Origin of the sequence: Actinoplanes sp. NPDC051861 (assembly GCF_040681145.1) — a bacterium.
Taxonomy (GTDB): Bacteria; Actinomycetota; Actinomycetes; order Mycobacteriales; family Micromonosporaceae; genus Actinoplanes.
This window is the reverse complement of record NZ_JBFAYE010000017.1, coordinates 183,934-205,155: the sequence shown is the minus strand read 5'-3', so window position 1 is coordinate 205,155 and position 21,222 is coordinate 183,934. Positions and strand designations below refer to the sequence as shown.

The 21,222-nt window shown below is 70.1% G+C and carries 19 protein-coding genes; 6 read left to right on the top strand and 13 right to left on the bottom strand.

What is annotated here, in order from left to right; all coding sequences use genetic code 11:
• Positions 1–11: 11 nt before the first annotated feature.
• A complete protein-coding gene (locus tag AB0M02_RS33985) occupies positions 12–1,292 on the top strand; it encodes an EAL domain-containing protein (protein ID WP_364234476.1) in 1,281 nt (426 codons plus the stop codon).
• Between the two features lie 18 nt (positions 1,293–1,310).
• On the opposite strand, the gene purU is transcribed toward AB0M02_RS33985, so the two are convergent.
• Together purU and AB0M02_RS33975 are read right to left on the bottom strand one after the other, a co-directional pair.
• Complete coding sequence (gene purU, locus AB0M02_RS33980; RefSeq protein ID WP_364234475.1) at positions 1,311–2,216, bottom strand: formyltetrahydrofolate deformylase; 906 nt, start codon at positions 2,214–2,216, stop codon at positions 1,311–1,313.
• Between the two features lie 140 nt (positions 2,217–2,356).
• The gene (locus tag AB0M02_RS33975; RefSeq protein WP_364234473.1) at positions 2,357–2,728 is read right to left on the bottom strand and encodes an HPF/RaiA family ribosome-associated protein; all 372 of its coding nucleotides are present in this window, start codon (positions 2,726–2,728) and stop codon (positions 2,357–2,359) included.
• 142 nt (positions 2,729–2,870) lie between these two features.
• Between AB0M02_RS33975 and AB0M02_RS33970 the strand changes: the two genes are divergently transcribed.
• Complete coding sequence (locus AB0M02_RS33970; RefSeq protein WP_364234470.1) at positions 2,871–3,848, top strand: AraC family transcriptional regulator; 978 nt, start codon at positions 2,871–2,873, stop codon at positions 3,846–3,848.
• On the opposite strand, the gene AB0M02_RS33965 is transcribed toward AB0M02_RS33970, so the two are convergent.
• Together AB0M02_RS33965 and AB0M02_RS33960 are read right to left on the bottom strand one after the other, a co-directional pair.
• Positions 3,845–5,254 (bottom strand): RICIN domain-containing protein, encoded by a 1,410-nt coding sequence (locus AB0M02_RS33965; RefSeq protein WP_364234467.1) that lies wholly within the window; start codon positions 5,252–5,254, stop codon positions 3,845–3,847. The two genes, AB0M02_RS33970 and AB0M02_RS33965, sit on opposite strands and share 4 nt — an antisense overlap.
• A gap of 68 nt (positions 5,255–5,322) precedes the next feature.
• Positions 5,323–7,092, bottom strand: coding sequence for a carbohydrate-binding module family 20 domain-containing protein (locus AB0M02_RS33960; RefSeq protein ID WP_364234466.1), 1,770 nt, complete (start codon positions 7,090–7,092; stop codon positions 5,323–5,325).
• Positions 7,093–7,244: 152 nt separating this feature from the next.
• On the opposite strand from AB0M02_RS33960, the gene AB0M02_RS33955 reads away from it, so the two are divergent.
• Positions 7,245–7,727, top strand: a complete 483-nt coding sequence (locus AB0M02_RS33955; protein WP_364234464.1) for a flavin reductase family protein — start codon at positions 7,245–7,247, stop codon at positions 7,725–7,727.
• Positions 7,728–7,791: 64 nt separating this feature from the next.
• On the opposite strand, the gene AB0M02_RS33950 is transcribed toward AB0M02_RS33955, so the two are convergent.
• The 9 genes from AB0M02_RS33950 to AB0M02_RS33910 form a co-directional block, all read right to left on the bottom strand.
• A complete protein-coding gene (locus AB0M02_RS33950; protein WP_364234462.1) occupies positions 7,792–8,136 on the bottom strand; it encodes a TfoX/Sxy family protein in 345 nt (114 codons plus the stop codon).
• Between the two features lie 180 nt (positions 8,137–8,316).
• Positions 8,317–8,898: a DUF5317 family protein gene (locus AB0M02_RS33945; RefSeq protein ID WP_364234460.1), complete on the bottom strand. Its 582-nt coding sequence runs from the start codon at positions 8,896–8,898 to the stop codon at positions 8,317–8,319.
• A 38-nt stretch (positions 8,899–8,936) separates the two neighbouring features.
• The gene (gene iolB / locus AB0M02_RS33940; protein ID WP_364234458.1) at positions 8,937–9,761 is read right to left on the bottom strand and encodes a 5-deoxy-glucuronate isomerase; all 825 of its coding nucleotides are present in this window, start codon (positions 9,759–9,761) and stop codon (positions 8,937–8,939) included.
• 14 nt (positions 9,762–9,775) lie between these two features.
• On the bottom strand, positions 9,776–10,906 hold the full coding sequence (locus AB0M02_RS33935) for a glycoside hydrolase family 88 protein (protein WP_364234456.1): 1,131 nt from the start codon (positions 10,904–10,906) through the stop codon (positions 9,776–9,778).
• On the bottom strand, positions 10,903–11,553 hold the full coding sequence (locus tag AB0M02_RS33930) for a DUF624 domain-containing protein (protein ID WP_364234453.1): 651 nt from the start codon (positions 11,551–11,553) through the stop codon (positions 10,903–10,905). The genes AB0M02_RS33935 and AB0M02_RS33930 overlap by 4 nt, the downstream gene beginning before the upstream one ends.
• A gap of 4 nt (positions 11,554–11,557) precedes the next feature.
• The gene (locus tag AB0M02_RS33925; protein ID WP_364234452.1) at positions 11,558–12,445 is read right to left on the bottom strand and encodes a carbohydrate ABC transporter permease; all 888 of its coding nucleotides are present in this window, start codon (positions 12,443–12,445) and stop codon (positions 11,558–11,560) included.
• Positions 12,442–13,350 carry a sugar ABC transporter permease gene (locus AB0M02_RS33920; protein ID WP_364234449.1) on the bottom strand — a complete coding sequence of 303 codons (909 nt, stop codon included), beginning with the start codon at positions 13,348–13,350 and terminating at the stop codon, positions 12,442–12,444. Before AB0M02_RS33920 ends, AB0M02_RS33925 begins: the two co-directional genes overlap by 4 nt.
• Entirely contained in the window at positions 13,347–14,648 is a 1,302-nt protein-coding gene (locus tag AB0M02_RS33915) for an extracellular solute-binding protein (RefSeq protein WP_364234446.1), read from the bottom strand. The genes AB0M02_RS33920 and AB0M02_RS33915 overlap by 4 nt, the downstream gene beginning before the upstream one ends.
• Positions 14,649–14,651: 3 nt before the next feature.
• Complete coding sequence (locus AB0M02_RS33910; protein ID WP_364234444.1) at positions 14,652–16,514, bottom strand: DUF2264 domain-containing protein; 1,863 nt, start codon at positions 16,512–16,514, stop codon at positions 14,652–14,654.
• 170 nt (positions 16,515–16,684) lie between these two features.
• Here AB0M02_RS33910 and AB0M02_RS33905 point away from each other — a divergent pair, with 170 nt between their 5' ends.
• The 3 genes from AB0M02_RS33905 to AB0M02_RS33895 all read left to right on the top strand — a co-directional run bounded on the left by AB0M02_RS33905 (position 16,685) and on the right by AB0M02_RS33895 (position 21,082).
• The gene (locus AB0M02_RS33905; RefSeq protein ID WP_364234442.1) at positions 16,685–18,445 is read left to right on the top strand and encodes a heparinase II/III family protein; all 1,761 of its coding nucleotides are present in this window, start codon (positions 16,685–16,687) and stop codon (positions 18,443–18,445) included.
• Positions 18,442–19,530 carry a substrate-binding domain-containing protein gene (locus AB0M02_RS33900; protein ID WP_364234440.1) on the top strand — a complete coding sequence of 363 codons (1,089 nt, stop codon included), beginning with the start codon at positions 18,442–18,444 and terminating at the stop codon, positions 19,528–19,530. Before AB0M02_RS33905 ends, AB0M02_RS33900 begins: the two co-directional genes overlap by 4 nt.
• A 193-nt stretch (positions 19,531–19,723) precedes the next feature.
• On the top strand, positions 19,724–21,082 hold the full coding sequence (locus AB0M02_RS33895) for a cellulase family glycosylhydrolase (RefSeq protein ID WP_364234439.1): 1,359 nt from the start codon (positions 19,724–19,726) through the stop codon (positions 21,080–21,082).
• The last annotated feature ends 140 nt before the right edge of the window (positions 21,083–21,222 follow it).

Here is a 21,222-nt window from a genome sequence, read left to right as displayed (position 1 = left end):
GTTCGCTGCCGATGAGGGATGCCGTGCAGGACATCCACGACGTGCTCGACCGGCGTGCGGTCACCCCCGTCTTCCAGCCGCTGATCGACCTGGCCACCGGCGGTGTCCTCGGATACGAGGCGCTGAGCCGGGGCCCGGCCGGCACACCCTGGGAGTCGCCGGCAGCGCTGTTCGCGGCGGCCCGGGCGGCCGGGCGCGAGGCGGAACTCGACTGGATCTGCCGGGCGGTCGCCTATCGTGCGGCGCTCGCCGGCGGGTTCGGCCGGGACCTGACGCTGTTCGTCAACATGGAGCCGACCGCGTGGCGGGCACCCTGCCCGGCGGACCTGGTGCCGGTTGTCGACCAGGCCCGCAGCCGCCTGCGGGTGGTCACCGAGATGACCGAGCGGGCCATCGCCGAGGACCCGGCCGCGCTGCTCGAGGCCGCCGAGAACTGCCGGGAGGCCGGCTGGGGTGTGGCCCTCGACGACGTCGGCGCGGACCCGATGTCGCTGGCGCTCATGCCGTTCGTGCAGCCGGACGTGGTGAAGCTGGACATGGGACTGCTGCACGCGCCGGACGATCCGGGCACCGCTCGGGTGGTGGCGGCGGTGTACGCGTACGCGGAGTCGACCGGCGCGGTCGTACTGGCCGAGGGCATCGAGACGCCGCGGCATCTGGCGGTCGGGCGGACCATGGGCGCGACCGTCGGCCAGGGCTGGCATTTCGGGCGCCCCGGGCCGTTACCCGCCACGTTGCCGGCCGGCGCGGGGCTGTCGACTGCCGCCCCGTCGTGGCCGCTGCTTCCGCCGCCGTTGCACAGTGAACGGACCCCGTTCGAGATCGTCAGCGCGGTGCGCCCGGTCACCCGTACCACGAAGGCCGAGCTCATGCCGCTCAGCCGGCACCTGGAGGCGCTCGCCGGCAGCGACGTGGAACCGCCCGTGCTGCTGGCCTGCTTCCAGGAGGCACGGCACTTCACCGCGCGCACGGCGGCCCGCTTCCAGCGGGTCGCCACCCACAGCCCGATGGTCGCGGCGCTGGGCGTGGGCCTCACGGAAGAGCCGGCCCCCGGCGTACGCGGAGCGTGCCTCGGCGACGACCGGCTGCGCGGCGAGTGGAACGTCATCGTGGTCGGCCCGCACCGGGCGGCCGCGCTGGTGGCCCGCGACCTCGGCGACACCGGCCCGGACGGGGAGCGGACCTTCGAGTTCGCGCTGACCCACGACCGCGCCCTCGCGGTGGAGGCGGCCCGGTCACTCCTGCACCACGTCGCCCCGGTCCGGGTTCCCGCTCTGCTCGCAGCTCTCTGAAGGGTCGCCCGGACGCGCCTATTGGAAGACGATCGTGTGGTTGCCGTGGCGGATGACCCTGTCCTCGGCGTGCCAGAGGACCGCCCGGGACAGCACCGCCCGCTCCACGTCGGCGCCCCGGCGCTGCAGCTCGGTGACGGTGTGCGCGTGGTTCACCCGGACCACGTCCTGCTCGATGATCGGGCCCTCGTCCAGGTCCTCGGTGACGTAGTGCGCCGTCGCACCCACGAGCTTCACCCCGCGCTGCTTGGCCTTCGCATACGGCCCCGCGCCGATGAACGCCGGCAGGAAGCTGTGGTGGATGTTGATGATCGGCACGCCGACGCGCTCGATGAACTCACCGGAGAGGATCTGCATGTAGCGGGCCAGCACGATGAAGTCGACGTTCCCGGCCAGCAGCGTCAGATGCTGCGCCTCGGCCGCCGACTTGTCCGGGCCGGAGGACGGGACGTGGAAGAACGGGATCCCGAACGAGCGGACCTCGGCAGCGGTGTCCGCGTGGTTGGAGATCACCATGGCCACGTTGATCGGCAGTTCGCCTCGGCGGTGCCGCCAGAGCAGATCCAGCAGGCAATGGTCGGCTTTCGAAGCGAAAATCGCAACCCGCTTGGGTACGGAGAGAGCACGCAAGTTGTATTCCAGGTCGAACCCCTCGGACAGCTGAACCCGCAGGTCGTGCTCGATCTGCGGAAGGGCCGCCTCGAGACCGGCCTTGCTGAAGACCGTCCGCTGGAAGAACGCGCCGCCGTGCGGGTTGTCCGAGTGCTGGTCGAGCGACACGATGTTCGCCTCGTGCTTGCCGAGCACCGCGCTGATCGCCGCGACGAGTCCCGTCCGGTCCCGTCCGTGCACGATCAGGACGGCCTGGTCCGCGGTGGGGTCGGCCGGCGTGAGCGGTGCGGGGGCGTTCTGGGTCAGGGTCACGGTCGGTGCTTCCTTCCTGATGGTTTCGCCGGAGTGATCGTCCGTGGCGAGCGTGCACGATAGCCGACCGGGGGCCGCCGTTCCCATCAGGTTGAACAGAGTGCTGCCCCGGCGCGGTCGCCGGGGCAGCGTGCCCGGTCTCAGGGCTGTTCGGGCTGCGGTACCTCGCGCAGATGCCGGTTGTGCCGCGGTTCCTGCCGGGTCTTGGCGTCGTTCAGCCGCCGGCGCAGGTCGTCGCGGCAGTCCATGACCGCGGCGTGCAGGTCCTCCTCGGAGGACGTGGTGACGACCTTCTCGCGGCCGCTGATCCAGCACTCCAGGGTCACCTTCTGACCGCGGCCGGCGCGGTCCTTCACCGAGATCTCCAGCTCGGTGGTGTCGGCGTGGAAGGCGGCGAGCCGGGCGTCCAGGGTGGCGCACTGCTCGGCGATCCAGGCTCGGTCGCCCTGCGAGAATCCGGCGCCCACCCGCAGGCAGTCCTCGACGGTGGCGGGATTCGCGACAGCACTCATGAGACCTCCTCGATCCGCGAACGGGGACAACACCCGTCTTACCCGTACAGATGATCTCTGAACCGATCAGTTGACCTCGGAAGACGGAACCGGTGCGTTTGCGGTCCAGCCCCCTGTCACGCCGGTATAGCGTTCCTGCGAGATGAATCCGACGCCCGCTTCCGTGCCGATGCAGCGGGGCGAGGTGGAGACCGCCGACCTCGCCGTCGCGCACGACCTCGTCTGCCGCCGGTACGCGGAGCACACCGTCCGCCTCCGCGATCCCGCGGCCGATTTCCTGTTCCGGGTCCGTTCCGCCGCCACCACCGACATCGTGGTCGACGAGATCGTCTACCGAGCCTCGGTCGAGGTGACCTCCCAGCCGTTCCCGGACTTCGCGGTGATCGCCTTCCGCACCGGCCGCTACGCCGCCCAGCGCGACGGCGAGTGGCAGCGCTGCGGGCCCGGTGACGCCGTACTGCTCCCGGTCGACGCGCCGTTCGAGGTCACCTGGGACCGCATCGAGCTGTTGCTGACCCGGATCCCGCAGCCCGCGGTTCTGCGGATGGCCGCCCAGCTCGGTGTCGAGCCGGGCGACTTCCGTTTCCACGGGATGCGACCGGTCTCCGCGGAGCGCAGCCGGCACTGGCAGACGACACTCGCCTACCTGAGCCGGTCGTTCGCCGGCCCGCACCCGGCGGTCACCGCGCCGCTGGTGCACCAGAGCACGCTGGACCTGCTGGCAGCGGCCGCCCTCACGGTCTTCCCGAACACCACGATGACGGCCGGCCACCTGACCGGCCCGGGTCGCGCCGAGCCGAGAGCCGTCCGGCGAGCGGTGGCGTTCATCGACGGTCACGCCGGCGAGCCGGTCGCCCTCGAGGACATCGCGGCGGCCGCCGGGCTGGGTGTCCGGGGGCTGCAGGCCGCGTTCGCCCGGCACCTGGACACCACACCCACCGGCTACCTGCGACGGGTCCGGCTGGAACGCGCGCGCCGCGACCTGCAGGACGGCGACCGCGCCCTCGGCGACACGGTCGAGGCGATCGCCCGGCGCTGGGGCTTCCCCAACCCCGGGCGCTTCGCAGCCGAGTACCGCCGGACGTACGGCGAGTCACCCGGCCACACGCTGAGGGCCTAGAGGCCCAGCTTTCCGGTACCGGCCCCGGCGGTGACGACCGACTTGACGGTGGACGCCGCGTCCAGCGCGTAGGCGTACGGTATGGCCTTGACTGTGCCGTTTGTCTGCGGTGTCCCGGAGTTGACGAAGTGGTTGTTGCGCTGCACGAGATTGCCGTTGGGTGACGTGCCCTGCGCCAGCGTGGTCGGCCGCGAGACGTTCTCGAAGTAGTTGCCCTCGACGAGCACACCGGCCTCGGTGGTCGACGCGACGCCGTAACTGCTGACCCCGTCGTAGTAGTTGTTGTAGACGTGGACCGGGTTGCCGAAACGCACCCGCGGATGGCGCTGGTTGGTGCCGTCGAACCAGTTGTGGTGATACGTGACCCGCAACTTACCTCGATCGCCGGTGTTGGAGTCGTCCGAGCCGAGCAGCATCGTCTTGTCGTGACTGCGGGTGATGTTCCAGGAAACCGTCACGAAATCGGATCCGAGCCGAATGTCGACCAGCCCGTCGACAGCGCTGGAGAACGTGTTGTGGTCGATCCAGATGTGGTGCGAGCCGTCCTGAACGTTGATCGCGTCATCACTGGACCCGGAGAAGTTCAGGTTCTGAATGATCACGTTGCTGACCCCGGAGAGCGTCAACCCACCGCCCTTGATGCCGGAGCCAGATCCGACGCCCTGAATCGTCTTGTTCGAGGTGACCCTGTGCATGCCGTTCAGCGAGATCGTCCCGGAGACCTTGATGATCCGTGAACCGCTCGCCTGCAGTGCGCTGTCCAGCGCCGCCGCCGTCGTCACAGTCGTGGTCGACCCACCGGTACCACCGCTCACGCCACCGTCCTGTGCAGCCCAGCCGACGAGCCCGGTAGCAGGAGCCGGCGTGCTGCCACCCACAGCTGTGAACACCCACTGCTTGTTCGTGTTGGCGGTACATGTCTCCTGGATGATCGCCGCACCACTCGCCGTGGACGCGCCCTGATCCGACATGCACAGACCGCTGTTGACGTTGACGACTTGAAATGACTCGGATCCACTCAACACGAGCTTCCACTGTTGATTGGCTTGACTGGATACACATGTGTATTGCTGCAGTTGAGTGCCCGATGTAGTTGACCAGCCGGGAACGTCGACGCACTTGCCGCTGCTGACGTTCTGCAGCAGGTAGTTGGAGCCGGACGCGACCAGCTTGAACTGCTGCCAGGTCGCGTTCGCGGTGCAGCCCCACTGCTGGAGCAGGGCGCCGTTGTCCTTGGACGCACCGGGCACGTCGATGCACATGCCGCTCTTGATGACCTTGAGCTGGTACGTCACGCCGGCCGTGGGGAGCGTCGCGGCGTTCGAGGGGAGCATGGACCAACCGATCAGCGCGGTCGGTACGGCCAGCAGCGCGGCCGCACCGACCATCCACCGTTTCCTGGGCATCGAGGGGATCCTTTCTGATGGGGATGCCCTCGTAGATGCCGCGGGACCGGCGTGACAACAGAAAGTCGTCAGTTGCGCCAGGTATCGCTCAGGGTGACCCGACCGCTCGACGGAACCGTCGCGGTGCGGTTGGCACCGGGCTCCCAGGTCACCGAGCCGTCGGTGTTCTTGCGGATGTACTTGTACTCGAACGCTGTGCCCGCCGGCAGGTTCACCGTGCCGGTCCACACCGGGTAGGTGGCCGAGGAGAGGGCGACCGCACTCGCCGGCGCCCAGTTGCCCAGGGCCGCCTGGTTGCCGGTGACGAAGATGTTCTGCCCGAAGCTCGTGGTGGCGTTGACACCGAAGGTCGCGCCCGACGTCGCCGGGGCCGTGGTGGTGGGCGACGTCGTCGGCGTGACACCGCCGCTGGCGCCGACGTACAGCGCGATCGCGTCACCGGCCGGGACCGTGGCCGTGAACTGGCCGGACGAGTTGACCGTGTACGTCGTGCCGCTGCAGCCGCCGCCGCTGGTCGGGTCGCCGTGCTGCACGTCGCAGTAGGTGCCGGCGGGCAGTGAGGTCTGGAACGTCCGGGTCAGCGCGCTCCCCTCGTGGTTGATCGCCACGTAGCCGCGGCTGCCCCGGCCGAACGCGATCTGGTCGGCGCCGTTCGTCCACCAGTTGGTGACGGCCGTGCCGCGGGTCGCGTTGCGGAACCCGACCATGTTGCCGATCTGCCGCCACGAGTGCTGGCACTTCCAGCCGTCGGCGTAGCACGCGTTCACGGTGCCGCCGTTGGGCGGGCCGGCGTCGTGGTCGCTGAACTCGTACCCGGAGTTGACGTCCGGCGCGCCGTACGGCCAGGCCAGCGTGAAGACCTGGGCGAGCGTGTACGCCGACCCGTTCTTGTAGTTGAGCGTGTCACCGACCCGCTCGGTGTCGTGGTTGTCCACGAAGACCGCAGCCTGGTTGCTCGGCAGGTAACCCCAGGCGGTGCCGAAGTTGCTCAGGTACGCCAGGTTCTCGTTGAGGAACACCCGCTTGAGGTCACGGGCGAACCGGAACTCCTGGACGTCGCCGGTGCCGGTGTACTCGGTCGGCTGGACCGCCTCGCCGGCACCGAAGATGACCTCCTGCTTCCAGTACGCCCCGGTGTTGCTCAGCTTCGACTTGATCCCGGACAGGTCGCCGGCGGACATGTGCTTGGCGGCGTCGATCCGGAACCCGTCGACGCCGAGCGAGGCCAGGTCGTTCATGTACCCGGCGATCTTGCCGCGGACGTAGTCGCTGCCGGTGTTCAGGTCGGACAGGTTGACCAGCTCGCAGTCCTGCACGTTGGACCGGTTGGTGTAGTCGCTGATCGCCGTACGGCAGGAGTGGAAGTCCTGGTCCGAGTAGAGGCCCGGGTAGTTGTACTTGGAGTACGACGTGCCGCCGGTGCCGGTGCCGGAACCCGCGCTCATGTGGTTGATCACGGTGTCGACGACGACCTTCACACCGGCGGCGTGGCAGGTGCTCACCATGCTGCTGAACGCGGCGCGGTTACCCAGGCGCCCGGAGATGCTGTACGAGACGGGCTGGTACGACGTCCACCACTGGCTGCCCTGGATGTGCTCCTGGGGCGGGGAGACCTGGACGTATCCGTACCCGAGCGGGCCCAGCCGGTTCGTGCACTCGCGGGCGACGGAGGCGAAGCTCCACTCGAACATCACGGCGGTGACGTCCTTCTCGCCGGGGGGCGCGGCGAAGGCGTCCGGGCCGTTGATCACCGAGGCGATGCCGAAGCCGCCGAGACCGACGGCGAGGGTGGTGGCGGCCAGGGCGGAGGCGAGGCGGCTACGTCGGGGTCTTCTCATGTCGAGCTCCTGCTGGGGATGAGGCCGGGGATTCCTTGCAGCAACAAGCTTGAAACTTTCTGAAAATACTTGCGACAAACATAGATACGCCTCGGTAGTCAGTCAAGGGCGCGGTTGACCTCAAGCGAGGTTCAAGTTCTAGGGTCGGCCCCGTGATCAGCGACATCGACATCGGCCTCGGGGAACGCTTCAAGACGGCCTTCCGCCGCTATCCCACCGGCGTCGCGATCATCTCGGCGGCCGGTCCGGTCGGCCTCACCGCGTCCAGCGTGGCCTCGGTGTCGGTGGAGCCGGCGGCGCTCTCGTTCTCGGTGATGGGCTCACCGTCGGCGCGGGCCGTCACCGAGGCACCGGGCCTGGTCGTCAACCTGCTCGGCCCCGGTCACACCCGCCTGGCGCACGACTTCTCCCGGCCCGGCTCACCGCGTTTCACCCCCGAGCAGGGCTGGGAGTTCCTGCCGACCGGCGAGCCGTTCCTGCCGGGTGCGCTCGCCTGCCTGCTCTGCGTCCCGCTGCACCTGGTCCCGGTCGGCGGCTCCACCGTGGTGGTCGCCGAGGTCCGCCAGGTGCGTCTCGGGGACCAGCGAAAAGGACATCTCGTCTACCACGACCGGCGGTTCGTCGAAAGGACATAGCGCCGGGCAGCGGCTCGACGGGATGGGGCCTGTCCGGTCCTGATCGAAAGACGCACCGTCGGGATCACCGCCGGGCGTCCTTGGCCGGTAGCGACCGCGCGTACGTGACGCCCCGGGTCACCCACGACTCCAGTTGGTCGTCGGTCTCCAGAGCGGTCGCGTCGACGCGCAACCAGCCGTTCATCTTCCGCCCACGCATCTCGAAGCGTGCGGCACCGGGCCGCTCGACGAGAGCCGCCGTCTCCGCGGGATCGACCCGCAGCAGCATGCCGCCCTGGCTGCTCGCACTCGCCGCCAGATGGCCGTTGATCAGAAACGCCAGCCCGCCGAACATCCGCTTCTCAGTCAGGCCCGGCTCGCTGTGCACGATCTCCCGGATTCGCTCGGCGAGGTCCTCGTCGTAAGCCACGACAGGCAGTGTCCCACCGATCCGTTCAGCGAAGGGGACCCAGTGGCCGGGAGGACGGCCGCGCCGCCTCCCGGCCCGGCGGGTCAGCCGCCGTGCAGCTTCGGCGCGCCGACGGTGTAGAGCAGGGTCGCGACGGACGCGACGACGTAGACGGCGCCCACCACGCGAGGCCATTTGCGCTTAGTGTTCAACCGGTTCACCCCCTTCCACTGGTTCGGACGGTGACCGGCGCCGCCGCGCGGAGCGCATCGCGCCCGCGATGGCTAGGGCGACGCCGGTGCCGATGAGGATGTCGCCGGGGCTGATCACGGCACGCAGGGCCGGCACCGGTACGACATCGGCGAGCAGAGTTAGGCGGCTGTCCGGGCCGGCCGGCACGTTCTTCGGCGTCTCCCGCGGGGTGGACGCCCCGGCCGCCGCCGCGGCGGTGGGGGAGTACGGCATCCGGCCGTTCGCCAGGATGGCCGCGCCGTTGAGCAGCACGCCCAGGGCGATCGCCGCGCCGGCCACGCGCAGCACGGGTTCCCGCTGGCGCAGGTTCACCATGAGCCAGACCAGGACCAGGGCGAACACGATCGCGAGCATCGGTATCCCGGCGGGTGACCAGCGCTGGCAGATCTGCGCGGCCACCGCGACCCAGAGCAGCCACAGGGCGCGGGGCCGCAGCGCGGCGAGACCGGCGAGGCGGCCGCTCAGGGCGTACCCGCTCGCGACGCCCGCGAGGACCGGGACCGAGAACAGGGCGACCAGGGCGTACGGCACGGCTCAGCGTAGCGACTGGACCGTCCACATGCGAGGGATCACAGGCCCAGTTCCCGCAGGCCGGGCACGCGCTGGCCCACCCACTTGAGGCCGGTGTCCTCGTGCGCGCCCTGGGTCCGCTGCGTCCCGGCCAGGAACCACAGGTAGTAGGTGGTGTATCCGGGCGCGCTCACCACGGTGTGATAGCCCTCCGGCATCATGTGCATGCCGTGGTCGCGAACGGTGAAGTTCTCCTCGTACCCTTCATCGGTATAAAGGCGGCAAATCCCGAATCCGCCCTCGGGTGCCACCCGGAAGTAGTACATCTCCTCGTGCGCGGCCTCGGCCGGCAGGTTGTCGTTCTTGTGCCGGTGCGGGGGATAGGTGCTCCAGTTCCCCGACGGCGTGTAGGTCTCCCCGACGATCAACCGTCGCGCCGGTAGCGACGGTTGCCCGACTTCCGTCAGAATTTGATGATAAGTCCTGCCGAAGTTCGCCGCTCCCCACCGGCCCTCAGCCACCGACGACGGTGGAATCACGTATGGCGCAACCTCAAGATCACTGGGTGCGCTGGGCAGAGCGATTTCCACATCACCGACAGCCGAAACGGTGAACGACGACCCCGCCGGAATGTAGACCGAGTGCGGCTTGCCCGAGAAGACGTCGGCCCGCCCGCCCACATCGGTGAATGCGGAGTCCCCGACCTGGAAGGACGCCTTACCCCCGAGCACCACCGCGAGGATCTCCCGATCCCCCGACGAGCCCGACCACGACTCCCCGTCCGCGAGCCGCAACAGCTGGAAGTCGAGCAGCGAACAGGGGTTGAAGGGCAGCTCGTTGAGGCCGGGGGTGCCGGGCAGGTTGCAGTGATACCGGTAATCCATGAGAGGTGACTCCTTCACCGAGAAAACCAGGGAGCGGTCCAGGACGGAACGGCGACGCGGGTGAGGGCCTCGAGGTAGAAGTAGTCACCCCAGAGGTTCCCCTCGTCCACACCCACGCCCTTCGGCTTGTCATAGACGCCGTGCCGCAGCAGCGAGCCGGACTCCGCCGCGTAGCCGGCGATCAGCGACGCGAGGATCGAGCCGGCCGCGGTCCGGTAGGCGGGGTCCCCCGACTGCGACGCGAGTTCGAGCAGCCCGCACACCGCGATGGCCGCCGCCGAGCTGTCCCGCTCCTCGCCGCTGCCGTCGCCGAACTCCAGATCCCAGTACGGCACCCGGTCGGACGGCAGACGGTCGAGGAAGTACGCCGCGCACCGCCGGGCTGCGGTCAGGAGCGACTCGTCCCCGGTCCAGCGGTGGTTGAGCGCGAACCCGTAGATGCCCCACGCCTGCCCGCGCGCCCAGCAGGAGTCGTCGGCGCTGCCCTGCTCGGTCTCGCCGCGCAGCGGCTCGCCGGTCGACGGGTCCCAGTAGAACGTGTGGAACGTGGTGCCGTCCGGTCGCAGGATGTGGTCGCGCAGCTGGGCGGTGTGCCGGCGGGCGGTGTCCGCGTACCGGGGGTCGCCGGAGGTGCGGCTCGCCCAGAACAGCAGCGGGGTGTTCATCAGGCTGTCGATGATGGTCCGGCCGCGCTGCCGCGGGTCGGAGAGGGCACCCCAGGCCTGGATGATCCCGGCCGGCTCGAGCACTCGGGAGAGCAGATGGTCGGCGGCGGCCAGGGCGGCCTCGCGCGCCTCAGCGAGCCCGGAGCGCTGCCAGGGCACGACGCAGGACAGGGTGTAGAGGAAACCCAGGTCGTGGGTGTCCAGGTCGACGCGGTTCCGCACTCGGTCGGCGAAGCTCGCCACGTGCGCCTCGGCCGCCCGGCGGTAGACGTCGGATCCGGTCAGGTCGTGGGCGAGCCAGAGCATGCCGGGCCAGAAACTGGTGGTCCAGCCCACGTTGCCACCCTCGCGCGGCCGGTATCGCCCGTGCACGGTGGTGTCGTCCGGGTAGTGGTCGCCGAACGCGGCGAGGTTCGCGTCGATCGTGCGTAGGGCAGCAGCTGCGGCGCCACCCAGAACTTCGGTGTCGGTAACCGTCATGCAGTTCCTTTCGCAAAGGTGTGCCGGCTGTTGGCCCACACCACATAGAGCAGGGGACCGGCGGCGAGACCGAAACCGATCGCCGGCCGGCTCACCACGAGCGCCTGCAGCAGCGCCAGCACGGCGAGGGAGGTCACGGTCAGGTGCCACCGGCGGACCGCCAGGTAGGCGCAGGCCCGCGCGGCGTCGCGCAGCCGCACTCCCGGTCGTTCCACGAGCAGCGCCAGGACCAGCAGCGTGGTCGCGGCGGCCAGCACGATCAGGACGGCCAGCACCGGGATCGCGACCGCGCCGGCTGCCCGGCCCCAGAGCGCGGCGATGTCGACGCCGAGCACGACGATCAGCGCGGTCGCGGCGGCGGTCACCCCGGTGGCGCGCCGCCAGGTGCCGCGCCAGGCGCGGGCGAAGGTGCCGGCCACCGTCGTGGAGGCGTCGTCGGTCCAGCGGGCCAGCACGGTGAAGACCGCGCAGAGCGCCGGCCCGGCCATCGGCGCGAGCAGGGCGAGCAGCGGCCAGGTCCGTGCCGGGTCGGTCAGCAGGACCACCGCCAGGAGCGGGGCCAGCGAGGCGGTCAGCATCAGGTTCGTCATCAGGAAGACGTACGCCGAACCGAGTACGGCGTTGAACGTGTCGAATCGGATCCGCATCGCCTCAGCCCTTCAGTCCCGTGGTGGCGACTCCCTCGACGAAGTACCGCTGGCCGAGCAGGAAGATCACCACGATCGGCAGGACCGACAGCACCGAGCCCGTCATGATCAGCGCATGCTCGGCGTTGTACTGGTTGATGAACGACTTCAATCCGAGCTGGATGGTCCACAGGTCCGGGCTGCGCAGGTAGAGCAGCGGGCCGAGGTAGTCGTTCCACGTCGTGACGAGCGTGATCAGGGTGAGGCTGGCGAGCGCCGGCACCGAGAGCGGCAGCATGATCCGTCGGTAGATGCCGTACTCGCTCATCCCGTCGATGCGCGCCGCGTCGATCAGTTCGTCCGGGACCGACTCGTAGTACTGCTTCATCAGGAAGACGCCGATCGGCCCGAACGCCTGCAGCGCGATGATCGACCAGAGCGTGTCGGTGAGGTGGAACTTCGACATCATCACGAACTGCGGGATCATGTAGGACTGCCACGGCACGGCCAGGGTGCCGATGTAGGCCAGGAACAGCACGTCGCGGCCCGGGAAACGGACCTTGGCGAATCCGTACGCGGCGAAGCTCCCGGTGAAGACCTGCAGCAGGGTGACCGCCGCCGAGAGCAGCACGGTGTTGCGCAGCCAGGTCGTCATGTCGGACTTCGCCCAGATGTCGGCGTAGTTGCTCCACACCGGCTCGTCCGGCCACCATTTGATCGGGATCGTGAAGACGTCGTTGTTCGTCTTCAGTGACGACATGATCATCCAGTAGAACGGCAGCAGCACGGCGACCGCCGCCACGGCCAGTGCCAGATATCCGAGGACCCGCCAGACGCCCCTGGTGCGGCGGCGTGGCCCGGCGCCGAGTTCTTCGATCACGCCCGGTGGCGCGGGCTGCAACAGCGTACTCATGCCGTATCCCTGCGTTTGTTGACCAGAAACTGCACGATCGTCACCAGGAAGCAGATGGCGAACAGCACGATGGAGACCGCGGACGCGTAGCCGTACTGGTTCTCCTCGAAGCCCTTCTGGAAGATGTACTGCGACAGCACGAGCGTCGACTGGCCCGGCCCGCCGTCGGTCATCACCAGGATCAGGTCGAAGATCTTGAAGCTGTTGATGGTCAGCAGCACGGTGATGAAGAACGTGGTCGGCCGCAGTCCCGGCAGGGTCACCGCGCGAAACCGCTGCCAGGGTCCGGCGCCGTCCACGGTCGCGGCCTCGTACAACTCGGCCCGGATGGTCTGCAGCCCGGCGAGGAACAGCAGCATGTAGTAGCCCATGTCGCGCCACGTGCCGACGATGATGACCGCGGGCATCGACCAGTCCGCCGAGGTGGTCCAGCCCGGCGGGTTGTCGACGCCGATCGCCCGCAGGATCTCGTTGACCGGCCCGTACCCGGGGCTGAACAGCATGTTCCAGATCTGCGCGATCGCCACGATCGACGTGATGTACGGGAAGAACGCCACCGTCCGGAAGAACGCCACCCCGCGCAGCTTGCGGTTGAGCAGCAGCGCGAGGCTCAGCGAGACGGCGATCGTGAGCGGGATGTGGAACACCGCGTAGTAGAAGGTGTTGCGCAGCGCCGTCCAGAAGCTGGAGTCGTTCCACAGCTGGCGGAAGTTGGCCGTACCGCTCCAGGTGCTGCCGCCGAAGATGTTCCACTCGGTGAACGAGTAGTAGAACAGCAGCACGACCGGCACCAGCGTGAGGATCGCGAAGCCGGCGAAGTTCGGCAGCAGGAAACTCCACCCCACCGCGGTGTTGCGCCACACCAGCCGGCCGCGACGGCGGCCGGCCACGTGCGACGTCGTCATTTGCCGATGACCTCGTTCTTGGCCCGGTCCTGCGCCTCGGTGATCGCGGCGTCGATCGGCTTGCTGCCGGAGAGCACCGCGCTGTGCAGGTCGTTGAGGATGTTCTGCAGCGGCGCGGTGTACTTGCCCACCGGGTTCTCCGGCTTGGTGTCGTGGCTGGCGAAGGTGAACTTCGACAGGTCGTCGGTCGGCACCCCGGAGATCGTGAAGAAGCTGTCCTTGACCGCGGTGGTGTCGGCCGGCGTGATCGCGATGGCGGCGAGGGCCTTGGCCGCCTCCGGCCCGGCCGCGTACGCCAGGAACTGCTTGGCCGTCTCGACCTTGCCCTCGCCGATCGCGGGGTTGATGCCGAGGCCGGTCGGGTCGGCGAAGGTCACCGGCGTCGCCGACGTGCCGGTCGTGGCCTTCGTCTGCTGCGGCGCCGGGGCGATGCCCCACTCGAACTTGTCGGCGTCGCCCTTCTCCTGCTGGCTGCGCAGCGTCGCCATGTACCAGGTGCCCATCACCATCATCGCGGCCTGCTGCTTGCCGAACTGCGCCTGGTAGGTGAGCTTGTTCGTGGTCGCGTCACCGAAGCTGACCTGCGCGCCGGCCGTCTGCAGGTCCACGGACCGTTCGTAGTACGGCTTCAGGAACGCGAAGTCGGCGCTGGTCAGGTCGGCGCCGCTGCTCTGCGCCAGCGCGAAGCCCTGCACGGTCGACTGCCAGGTGTGCTGGTACGCCCCGACCGCCTTGGAGCCCTTCGCCTTCAGCTTCGTGGTCACGTCCTTGGCCGCGGTCACGTAGTCGTCCCAGGTCCACGACCCGTCCGGCGGCTTCACCCCGGCCTGGGCGAACAGCGCCTTGTTCCAGTACAGGACCCAGGAGTCCTGGCGGTACGGGATCGCGTACGTCTTCCCCTCCACCTGGTAGGTCGGCAACCCGGCCACCGTGCTGCCGAGCTTGCCCGCCACGTCCGACACGTCCAGCAGCTGCTTGCCGGTCTGGTACGTGTAGAAGTTCTTCAGCGTCTTCTGCACGTAGATGTCGGGTGCCTTGCCGGCCGCCAGGTCGGCGATCATCTGGGTGTCGTAGTTGGCGGCGTCGTACTCCTTGAGCTCGATGGTCACGTCCGGGTTCACCGCGCGGAACCCGTCGACCAGCGTCTTGAACTCCGGTGTGGTGGCCAGGCTCCAGCCTGCGAGCGTGAGCGTGTTCGACCCGGAGCCGCTGCCGGAGTCCCCGTCGCCGCTGCAGCCGGTCAGAACCAATGAGATCGCCGTGGCGGCGCCGAGGGCCGCCGCGATCGAGCGTTTCATCCTCTACTCCTTAAGAAATGTGTCGATGCTGGTGCGGGTGTCGATGCCGTCGGGCCACGTGACCAGGGCGTCCGTCCCGTCGATCGAGCAGGCGGGAGCGGCTGTCGCGGCAGGTTCGCCGGTGAGCTCGGCGAGCGCGGCGACCCAGGTTCCGGGGCGGACCGGGAAGTCGAGCCAGGGCACGCGGACGGGTGAGCCGAGCGGCCCGCCGTCGGCGTAGGAGCTGTGACCCTCGGTGTGTCCGGGGGACAGGGCGACGAGCCGTGAGGTCAGCCGGTCGCCGGTGACGGGCCAGCCGGTGAGGCGCAGCCGGACCGCCGCCGGGCCGGCGGTGACCCGGGCGAGCCGGACCTCCCACGGACCGCGGACCAGGGAGATCACGGTGAGCCGGCCGGCCGTCTCCGAGGAGCCGGTGCGGCCGTTGCCGTGGCCGGTCTGCTCCGGGCCCGCCTCGACCCACCGGGCCGGCCCGGCCGAGGCGGCGACGCCCACCGGGACAGGTCCGGGATCGATCCGTACGCCGAGCGCGCGCATGCCGGTCCGGTGTGTCTGCCGGCCGGTCTCGTCGATCAGGGTCACGGACATGTCCACCGGCGCCGTCCAGCCCGGCTCAGCGAGGACCGGCGCGGTGGCGGTGGAGTAGCCCAGCCGGGCGTAGAGCGGGGAGTCGGCGCTGGTGGCGCCGTCCGTGGCGTGGTCGGTCCCGTGGTTGAGGACGCGGACCACGCCGTCGTCGCGCGTACCGGAGAGGATCCATCCCGGTGCGCGCACCGCGCGCAGGACGTCGCCGGTCTCCACCGGCAGCGGCTCCTCCGGCGTGGTCCACACCGGGTGGCCGGCGGGCAGCGCGATGCCGAGCAGGCCCTTGGCCGCCCAGTACGGCGAGCCGGGCCCCGAGTACGACTGGGCGAGCCGGGGCCACCGGCCGTGCCAGCCGAGCGTGAGCAGGCCGTCCTCGTCCGGCGCGCCGTTGGAAGCGAAGTGCTCCACGATCCGGGCGGCGGCGTGGCGCAGCCGGCCCGGCGGGATCGAGGGCACGCCGGCGATCGCGCCCGCCCAGAACGGCGCGGCCGCCGCGAACCGATAGGTCAGACTGCGGCCCTGCAGCAGCGGCGATCCGTCCGCGCCGACCAGTGCCTCGGCGTCGAGCAGGAACCGGTCCAGTGCGGCGACGTCGCGCTCGCGGCGCCCGGCGGCGAGGTCCGCCGCACCCGCCATCCGCGCCCACAGCGTGGGGTAGAGGTGCAACGCCCAGCCGGCGTAGTGGTCGTAGGCGCGCTCCGGCCCGTCCGACAGCCAGCCGCCGGCCCGGCGGAACGTGTCGTGGGTGGCCAGGTCCTCGGCCATCTCGACGGGCGAGTGCGGTCCGCCGGCCGAGCGCAGGAACGTCTGCACGACCAGCCGGAACCAGACCCAGTTGATCTGCGGATAGGTGCCGTCGCCGACCGCGGGGGACAGGTAGTCCACGACGCGCCGCTGCACCGCCGACTCGAGCCGGTCCCAGATCCAGGGCCGGGTCAGGTCCAGGATCAGCGCGATCGAGGCGGCTTCCACCTTGGCCTGCCCGTGCTCGTCGAGGCGCACCCAGCGCTCCGGCGAGTCCGGGTCGGTGCCGGTGGCGATGCCCCGCGCGTACCACTCGGCGAGGCCGGTGGTGTCCCGCGGTGAGCCGGCGATGCGGAAGCCGGCGAGCAGGAACGTGCGGGCGAAGCCCTCGAGTCCGTCGACGTCGCGGCCGTAACCGCCGGGCGGTCCGGGTGGCGTGATCCGGGCGTGGCCGGGGGAGGCATGACGTCGTGCGGCGGTGAGCATCAGGTCGGCCAGCCGGAGCCAGTCGTCGCGGCTTTTCAAGGCATTTGGGGGCACGCGTCACGCTCCGAGTGGGTGAACGGCTCCGGTTTCGGGAACGTTAACGCTCACAAACGAACATGTCAACGGTTGTCTATTAAACGTCGTGACCTGGCAATTCGCTGCGACTGCTTGCTCGGTGCCTGAACGAACGATCTAATACGATCAGAAACGTTCAGAGGAGGATCATGGGGCTGCCGGTGCCCGCGGCGAGCGATCGACGCGTGTGGGACGACGTGGACGAGCCGACGATCCGCGGGCTCCTGGCGCGTGGCGAGGCGACCCTGGGCGAGCCGTGGCCGCTCCCGCTGGCCTCCGGTTACGCGCGCTTCCACCGCGACGGCGACCGGGACTCGTACGAGCAGATCCTCTGGGCGCGGCAGGAGCGGCTGACCCGTGCGGCGGTGCTCGCGGCGGCCACCCTCGACCCTCGCTGGATCGACGAGGCCGCCGACGGGGTGATCCTGCTCTGCGAGCAGAGCTCCTGGTGCTGGCCGGCGCACGACGAGACGTTCCGGCGGCACGGTGCGGTCGTGCCCACCGTCACCGACCCGTGGGTCGACCTCGGCGCCGGAGACGTGGCCGCCCTGCTCGCCTGGACCGACCACCTGCTCGGCGACCAGTTCGACGAGCGGATGCCGGGGGTGCGCGCCCGGATCCGGCACGAGGTCCAGCTGCGCGTCCTGCGGCCGTTCCAGCAGCGCCGGGACTGGCGCTGGCTCGGCCTGGACGGCCCGGTGGGCAACTGGACCGCGTGGATCCACGGCGACATCCTGACCGCGGCGCTGCAGCTCGAGCCGGATCCCGGCCTGATCGGCGCGGCCGTGGCGGGCCTGCGCCGGTTCGCGGCGGGTCTGCCGGCCGACGGCGCGATCGACGAGGGGTACCACTACTGGTGGTTCGGCGCCTGCCGGCTCCTCGAAGCGCTCGAGCTGATCGGCGAGGATCCCCCGCCGACCGAGACCGTGGCGTTCCCGCACCGGATGCAGCTGGGCGACCCGTGGCACCTCAACCACGCGGACGGCCCGGCCCGGCCCCTTCCGGACATGCCGTGGGCGGCGCTGCACCGGGCCGCCCGCCGGGCGGGGGATTTCGAAGCACAGGCGTACGCCGCCGCGCACCGCCGCCCGCAGGACGGCGTGGCACACGAGTCGGACGGGGTGGGCCGGGTGATCCGCGCGCTCACCGACCCGCAGTGGGTGGCCGCGCGGCCGGGACCGGCGCCGCTGCCCCGCGACGTGTGGCTGCCGTCCACACAGGTGCGCATCGCCCGGCCGCGGGCCGGCAGCGCGGCCGGGCTCACCCTGGCGATCAAGGGCGGGCACAACGACGAGCACCACAACCACAACGACGTGGGCAGCTTCGTGGTGGCACTGGGCGGGGTGCCGGTGGTCGTCGATCCGGGGCGGCCCACCTACACCGCGCAGACGTTCGGGCCGGACCGCTACTCGATCTGGACGATGCGCAGCGGCTGGCACAACGTGCCCACCATCGGCGGGGCGGAGCAGGAACCCGGCCGGGAGTTCGCCGCGCGGGCCGTGGCGGCGGGGGACGACGGCCTCCTCCTCGACATCGCGGGCGCTTATCCCCGTACCCATGTGAAGTCATGGGTGAGAGACGCCCGGCTGGACCGGACCGCCGGCCGCATCACCCTCCGTGATGCCTGGGAAATCACGCCCGCCGCAGGCGAGGCACCCACGCTGATTCATCTCGTGCTGGCCGGCGACGTCACCGCCGGGCCGGGCCGCGCCGAGGTGATCGCCCTCGACGGCGCCGGCGTCCTGATGCTCACCTGGGAACCCGCCGTGCCGTGCCGCACCGTGGTCCGCGAGCTGGACGACCCGCAGCTGAGCGGTGTGTGGGGCGAGCGGCTGACCCGGCTGGACATCGACGTCACCGGCCTCGGCACGGTCGGTAGTCTCGAGCTGACCTGTGAGGAGCGGCGGTGAGCGCAACGGAACGCGGGCCGCTGCAGGCCGAGCGCCAGGCCCGCCTGCTCGAGGCACTGCAGCGCGACGGCGTGCTGCGCGTCTCCGACCTGACCGAGACGCTGCAGTCCTCGGCCGTGACCATCCGCCGCGACATCGCCCAGCTGGCCGCCGAGGGACTGGTCCGCCGGGTGCACGGCGGCGTCACCCTGCCCGGCGCCGAGGTGGTCCCCTCCACCGGCCGCGCGCTGGGCATGCTGGTGCCGTCGCTGGACTACTACTGGCCGCACGTCGCCCGCGGCGCCGAGGAGGCGGCCCGTGAGCTGGACATGCGGGTGGTGCTGCGCGGCTCGTCCTACGACACCGTGAACGACCGGCCGCAGCTGGAGCGCCTGCTGGACCAGCAGGACACGGACGCCCTGATCGTGACGCCCCGGATGGACGCGCCCACCGCGCAGGACACCGTCGAGTGGCTGGCCGGCATCGGCATCCCGGTGGTCCTGCTGGAGCGGACCGCGACCGCCGGGCCGCACCACGCCGCCCTGGAGTCGGTGGTGACCGACCACGCGCTCGGCGCCGCCATGGCGGTGCGCCATCTCGCCTCGCTCGGCCACCGCCGGGTCGGCCTGGTGCTCGCCGAGCACAGCCCGACCGGGCCGCACGTGCGCCGCGGCTGGATGGAGGCGGTCGACGAGTGCGGGCTGGACGCGGCGACGGTCGACGCGCGGGTGCCCGACGCGCGGCAGCCGTCCTGCGCCGCCGCCCTGGACGCGGTCCTGGACCAGGCGCTGGCCGGCGGCGTCACGGCGCTGCTGGTGCACGCCGACCCGGAGGCGATCGCGCTGGTCCAGCGGTGCGAGGAGCGGCATCTGACGATCCCCGGTGACCTGTCGGTGATCGCGTACGACGACGAGGTGGCCGGGATGTTCAGCCCGCCGCTGACCGCGGTCCGGCCGCCCCGGCGCTCGATCGGCCGCGCGGCGGTCCGGCTCGTCGCGGACCGGCTCGCCGACCCGGACCGGCCCGCTCATCGGATCGTGATCAGCCCGGCGCTGCGGGTCCGGGGATCGTCGGCGGCGCCGGGTAAGGGTCTTTTCAGCGCGTAACGCCGTTTTCTCCGAAGACTTGCCAAATGCCGCACCATCAATGATCATGGATGGTGACGCGCCCGTCCCGGTTCCCCCGTGCCAGGACGGGCGCGTCCTTTTGTTTCGTTGCGTATTCATGAACGACGTGAGTCAATGTCCTCTGAACCTTCCTGGGAGCGCTCCCACTCATCCCCAGTCCAGAGGTAGGGTCATGAAACGCCGTCTCGCCACACTCGGCGCCGCGCTCGTCGCGGCCGCCGCCTCCGTCCTGTTCCACGTCGCCCCCGCGTACGCCGCCACCGGCCTGCACGTCTCCGGCACCGACATCGTCGAGGCCAACGGCCAGAAGTTCGTGATGCGCGGCATCAACCACATGCACACCTGGTACACCGGGCAGACCCAGTCGTTCGCCGACATCAAGGCCAAGGGCGCCAACACCCTGCGGGTGGTGCTCAGCGGCGGCCGGTGGACCGCGAACTCCGCCGCCGACGTCAGCAACGTGATCAGCCTGTGCAAGGCGAACAAGATGATCTGCGTGCTGGAGAACCACGACACCACCGGGTACGGCGAGGACGCGGCGGCGTACAGCCTCGACCAGGCCGTCAACTACTGGGTGTCGCTGAAGAGCGTGCTGGTCGGCCAGGAGGACTACGTCGTCATCAACATCGGCAACGAGCCGATCGGCAACACCAACGCCGGCCAGTGGACCGCGGCCACCGTCGCGGCCATCCAGAAGATGCGCACCAACGGCTTCGAGCACCTGCTGATGGTCGACGCGCCGAACTGGGGCCAGGACTGGCAGTACACGATGCGGGACAACGGGCAGACCGTGCTGGACGCCGACACCCGCAAGAACACGGTGCTGTCGATCCACATGTACGCCGTCTTCAACACCGCGTCGTCGATCACCGCGTACCTCGACCACTTCAAGTCGAGGGGCTGGCCCCTCGTCATCGGCGAGTTCGGCTGGCGGTTCGACTCCAGCCAGGTCGACCACGAGACGATCCTGTCCGAGGCGGTCAAGCGCGACCTCGGTTACCTCGGCTGGTCGTGGGGCGGCAACACAGACCCGATCCTCGACATGGTGACCAACTTCAACGCGAGCGCGCTGACCACCTGGGGCGACCGGATCTTCAACGGTGCCAACGGGATCAAGTCCACCGCCAAGGAGGCCACGATCTTCGGCGGCCCGGTCTCCCCGTCGCCCTCGTCGCCGTCCCCGTCCTCGCCGTCGCCGTCTTCGCCCTCCCCGTCGCCGTCGAACCCGGCCGGTGGGTGCACGGCCACCTACGCGATCACCGGGCAGTGGCAGGGCGGCTTCCAGGGCGAGGTCAAGGTGACGGCCGGCAGTGCGGCGATCAACGGCTGGACGGTGAACTGGACCTACGCCAACGGGCAGACCGTCACCAGTCACTGGAGCTCGACGATCACCAGCAGCGGCAGTGCCGTGACGGCTCGCAACGCCGCCTGGAACGGCCGCCTGTCGGCCGGGGGCACGACGTCGTTCGGGTTCCTCGGATCGTGGACCGGCACCAACAGCGTCCCGGCGGTCACCTGCGCCGCCGCCTGACCTGTCGCCCGTTCTCTCCGCACCTGCTCGCCCTTGTTGAGAGGGGTGTCCACCTGGGCAGGGGCGGGGAGAACGGGCGCGACCGGTTGGCGGGAGCCGCGGGGTTTGACAGGATACCCGCGAGTAACCGGACCGGGAGG